The sequence below is a fragment of the Vibrio sp. V10_P2A27P122 genome (assembly GCF_963874335.1).
GTDB classification, from domain to species: Bacteria; Pseudomonadota; Gammaproteobacteria; order Enterobacterales; family Vibrionaceae; genus Vibrio; species Vibrio anguillarum.
The window spans coordinates 1-4830 of record NZ_CAWNHY010000125.1; the positions used below are offsets into that span (position 1 = coordinate 1).

Annotated in this window: 4 protein-coding genes and 1 riboswitch; of the genes, 3 read left to right on the plus strand and 1 reads right to left on the minus strand. The window is 42.1% G+C overall.

Going from position 1 to position 4830, the window contains the following annotated elements:
* The first annotated feature begins 117 nt into the window (after window positions 1-117).
* Window positions 118-428: riboswitch (cobalamin riboswitch) on the plus strand.
* A gap of 47 nt (window positions 429-475) precedes the next feature.
* Genes btuB through murI form a run of 3 tightly spaced genes read left to right on the plus strand, consistent with a single transcriptional unit; the run spans window position 476 to window position 3895 of the window.
* A complete protein-coding gene (gene btuB / locus AACQ17_RS06545; protein WP_094147826.1) occupies window positions 476-2326 on the plus strand; it encodes a TonB-dependent vitamin B12 receptor in 1851 nt (616 codons plus the stop codon).
* A 45-nt stretch (window positions 2327-2371) separates the two neighbouring features.
* On the plus strand, window positions 2372-3061 hold the full coding sequence (locus AACQ17_RS06550) for an ATPase (RefSeq protein WP_049785465.1): 690 nt from the start codon (window positions 2372-2374) through the stop codon (window positions 3059-3061).
* A 30-nt stretch (window positions 3062-3091) separates the two neighbouring features.
* The gene (gene murI / locus AACQ17_RS06555; RefSeq protein WP_026028593.1) at window positions 3092-3895 is read left to right on the plus strand and encodes a glutamate racemase; all 804 of its coding nucleotides are present in this window, start codon (window positions 3092-3094) and stop codon (window positions 3893-3895) included.
* On the opposite strand, the gene AACQ17_RS06560 is transcribed toward murI, so the two are convergent.
* Complete coding sequence (locus AACQ17_RS06560) at window positions 3858-4313, minus strand: RNA recognition motif domain-containing protein (protein ID WP_094147827.1); 456 nt, start codon at window positions 4311-4313, stop codon at window positions 3858-3860. The two genes, murI and AACQ17_RS06560, sit on opposite strands and share 38 nt — an antisense overlap.
* Window positions 4314-4830: the final 517 nt, after the last annotated feature.

Consider the following 4830-nt stretch of genomic DNA (forward strand, 5'->3'; position numbering starts at 1 on the left):
AACTTTATTTAATTTCAATAGATTAAACTGGTAATCAAGTTGGTTTTGATTAAAATCGATTTTTTTGGCAGGTTTAGGTTTTCTGTCCGTCTATGTTGCAGGGAAAGTAAGAACGCGAATCTCATGATTCTCAATGGTCTAATTGAATAAAAAGTTAGACAGACCATAAGAGAATGTGAAAAATTTAGACAGTGATACGGATTGGGCAGATATTTTCAGTTTTAGACGCACGAGCTCCCATTCTTAAAGGCTTTATCCTTATCTAATCTATTTTTTAAACGTATTCTTTCCCAACTGTACATCTCTGACGCGCAGCGGTAAGAGAGAACGAACACCCAATATGACACTGCAGGAAAATGCTGTGGGAAGTCGGGTTAGTAGGTCAAGAGCTCTCAAGTCCGAATACCTGCCAGCAGCCAAATCTATGCCACCTTTTGGTTGATTTGGTAGGACTTACGCGAATTAGGATCACAATATGAATAAATCCCTTTTAGCGGCGGCTGTAGCATCGCTGCTTTCACTTATCTCCAATTTACACGCCCAAGAAGCATCTACTGACGAAACCATTACTGACGAAACCATGGTGGTTACGGCTAACCGTTTTGAGCAAAGTACCGAAAGTGTTGTTGCTCAAGTGGAGGTTGTGACACGTCAAGATATAGCCCGTATTCAAGCTAAGTCACTAACTGATGTATTCAAACGATTAACGGGTATTCAAGTTACACAGAATGGTGGTAGAGGCCAGCAAGCTTCGATCTTTGTTCGAGGTGCTAACTCTGATCAGGTTCTTGTCTTAATTGACGGCATTCGTTTTGCTCGCGCTGCAAAAGGTGGTGTCGATTTCAGCCAACTGCCAATCGCATTTGTTGACCGAGTAGAGTATGTACGAGGTGCTCGTGCTGCTATGTATGGTTCAGAGGCGATTGGTGGTGTGATTAATATCATTACAGTTGTCAGTTCTGACAATGAAGAAACTGTAGTGAGTGCAGGATTAGGCAGCCGTGATTATGAAGAATTAAGTTTTGTTAGTGGTACTAAAGTTGGCGAGAACGGTCATTTAAACGCATCGGTTGGTTACGATTCTGATGAGGGCTATAACGTTCACCCAATGCCCGGAGTAAACGATGGTGGCCGTCATGGGTTTGAATCACGTAATGCTTTGCTCGGGTACGTACATAACTTCGACCAACAGTGGAGTGGCTTTGCGAATTTCCGAATGTTCGAGACTATCTCTCAATATGATGGTTCGTATGTTGATTATAATACCGGCAACCCTGTCCACTCTTACAAAGAAGCTGAAGTACAAAACTCTACTGTTGCTGCTGGCGTTAAATTTAATGGCAGTGAGCTAAAGTCTGAATTCCTAGTTAATTATCAAAACCAAGACAACTGGAATTACGAAAAGTCTCTAGGTAAGAACTCTTCTTCGGCTACGTCTGATGAGCTTGAGCAACTTAATGTTCAATGGGTAAACTCATACAAAGTTACTTCAGCACTGACGTTAAGTGGTGGTGTTGATTGGCGAGATGAGGCCTACATCGTTAAGCCATCGAATACTGAATATGATCGAACCAATGTTGCATACTTCACTGCATTAAACGCAGATGCGGACAAAGTGTTTGGTGAGTTGAGCATTCGTGCTGATGACAATGAACAGTTTGGTACTGAAACAACGTATAACACAGGGTTAGGTTATCGTTACGCAGAATGGCTTGTGGTTAAGGCTGCCTATGGTACATCGTTTAAAGCTCCGAACTTGTATCAACTATATAGTTACTACGGTAATGACAAGCTAGAAGCCGAGAAAGCGGATTCATTTGAATTAACTTTTAGTGGTTTAATCCAAGAGGTTGATTGGTCAATTACTGGATACGATACAAACGTTGAAGACTTAATTGATTATAATTACGCGACGAGTAAGTATTACAACACTGATGGTGAAAGCCAATTACGTGGTGTGGAAATGGTTGTCGGTTTTGATACAGGCTTTATTAACCACCAAGTGAGCGCTAACTTCCAAGATCCAAAAGACCAATCTGGTGAACAGTTAGTCCGCCGTGCTAAGAAGATTTATAAGTATAACGCGGTAGCTAGTTTCGATGATGTTGATTTGTCATTGGGGTACCAATACGTCGGTGAGCGACCAGACTTCTCTGAAGAGTTGGCTGCATACAGTTTGTTTGATGTTTCAGTTAACTACTACGTAAATGAAAATCTTACTTTAAACGGTCGAGTCGAGAACCTTACTGATGAAGAGTACGAGACAGCTGGTGGATACCCATCTCCAGAGCGTACATATTACGTAAATGCTACTTACCAATTCTGATTTTTGAAACCGCCTGTGGGCGGTTTTTACTTTGCGAGTGTGATGATGAAAAAGAACGTTATCGTCAGTTGGTCTAGCGGAAAAGATTCAACCCTCACTTTAGAGCGATTATTGGAAGATAGCCGTTATTGTGTGGTGGGCATTTTTACCACTTATGTCGAAGATGAAGTGCCCTTTCAAGCCACCCCTTTGTATGTAATTGAGCTACAAGCACGACTTTTAAAATTACCCGTTGTCAAAATAGAGCTGCCTGCCGTATTTCCAAGTAACGAGCTTTATCAATCGACCATCATCAGCGCATTAAAACAAAGTGGATTAGAGATAGACGCCGTTGCTTTTGGCGATATGTTCTGTAACGGTATTGCGCAGTATCGCAAAAGCTATATTGAACCGGCTGGCTGGGAGTGTGTGTTGCCCTTGTTAGGCGAAGATAGTAGCGCTCTTGCGCGAGAGATCATAAATCGCGGCATCCAAACCATGGTGATGACGACAGATGGTCACAGCCTCACGCCAGACTATTGTGGACAACCTTATGGACGAGCGTTTATTGATTCTTTACCAGCAAAGGTTGACCCGTGTGGCGAAAATGGTGAGTTTCATACACTGGTCACCGATGCGCCCTGTTTTTTGGGTGGAACACTGGAGTTAGAGTTGACGCATCTCCAACTGGGGGAACGTTTTTGTCACCAAAGATACCGAGCAAGAGCATTGCCAATTGATAAAGAGCGAGTATGATCGGAACGTTTTCATTATAAGGTGCTCAGAGTGTCGCAACCGTCTCAGCTTAATGTGCTTATCTTTGACTCTGGTGTTGGTGGGTTATCGGTTTATCAAGAGGTCCAAGCCAAACTACCACAATTAAACTACATCTACCTGTTTGACAATGAAGCTTATCCTTATGGAGAGCTCAATCAAGAGGTGTTAATTAAGCGTGTGGTTAGGTTGGTAAGCGATGTCGTTGTGAAAGAGCGCATTGATTTGGTCGTTATTGCTTGTAATACCGCAAGCACCATCGTCTTACCCAAGCTGCGTTCTTGTCTTGCTGTACCAGTTGTGGGAGTTGTCCCTGCGATTAAACCGGCCTCGTCACTGGCAAATAAAGCCGTGGGACTCATTGCTACCCCAGCGACTATCACTCGTCAATACACTCACGATTTGATTCGAGATTTCTCATCTGACAAGAATGTTGAATTGCTAGGGTCAACGCGCTTAGTGGATATGGCAGAAGAAAAATTGAGGGGCAAAGCTGTCGATCTTGCAGAATTAAAAGAGATTCTTAGCCCTTTGGTGAACCGTATTGATGTGGCGGTCCTTGGCTGTACACACTTCCCATTAATAAAAGAAGAGATCCAAGCCGTATTAGGGAAGAGTGTCGTGCTAGTTGATTCCGGAGAAGCTATTGCTCGTCGTGTGCAAGAGCTATTGGGTGTGAAAAGCGAGCCACAATGCAAAATCAAACAACACAAGATATTATCAAGCGCACCTCCTTGGGAAGAAAGCGCGCTCAATAGCCGATTAGCTCACTTAGGTTTTACTCCTGTTCAAACATATCGTCATCAGGATGTTTAGGATCATTCGCCACACGTACTTTCAATGTACGCTGCATATAGTCTTTTTCATTCAAAGCTGAAATAGCGCCATCTACATTTGCAGAAGCCATCACAACAAAGCCAAATCCACGCCTTTTGCCCGTTCGCTTATCTTTCATCAAACGTACGGCAAAGACCTCTCCATATTTGGCAAAAAGTTCACGAACATGAGCTTCATTCGCTTTGTATGGCAAGTTACCGACATACAGTGTTTTCGTTGAGAGTTTTGACTCCTCATCATCGGTTAGCGTTTTGCTGCCAAAAAATTTAAAAACAAGAGCGGAAGAGACAACACCAAAAACAAAAGTAATTGCGGGAGAAAGCGCGACCAGAGAAAAAAGGATTGCGCCTATTATTGCAAGAGATGCAACCAGTAAAATCGATTTATTAGAGTTCATATTGGAATACTACATATCAAGTAAAAGAAGAAGGATGTCTAGGATTAACAAAATAGACACATCAATCTTACGTTTATGCTTGGTGTTTTTCCAACCAATTGCTGTGATAACCTTCAAATGTTGAAGTTTTATTCAATAAAACGCGACATTGGTGGCTTTTTAAGCGAATGAAAGGTGATTTTAAAAAAGAACTTGTCACATTGTAAAACCTCCCTATAATGCCGCCTCACTGACACGGAGTGAGGCAAGCCTCACAAACGAGTTACTAGTTGAAAGAGAAAGATAGTTAAAAATAACTCTTGACTCTTAAAAGCTAAAGCGTATTATTCGCACCCCTAGCGACGCGGACTTAACGGTCTTGTTCGACAGGAACGCTCTTTAACAATATAAACCTATCAATCTGTGTGGGCACTCGTTGATGATAATCAAAAAAGATTTATCAATGAACTGAGTGACCAATCAGAATCAAGTTTACTTGATTTTGGCACAGTCAATTCATTGTTGTTCTGTTGGAACA

What these genes read in the sequence shown, in the direction of transcription:
- btuB (WP_094147826.1), top strand. Translation starts at nt 476, where the DNA reads ATGAATAAATCCCTTTTAGCGGCGGCTGTAGCATCGCTGCTTTCACTT.
- AACQ17_RS06560 (WP_094147827.1), bottom strand. Translation starts at nt 4,313, where the DNA reads ATGAACTCTAATAAATCGATTTTACTGGTTGCATCTCTTGCAATAATA.
- AACQ17_RS06550 (WP_049785465.1), top strand. Translation starts at nt 2,372, where the DNA reads ATGAAAAAGAACGTTATCGTCAGTTGGTCTAGCGGAAAAGATTCAACC.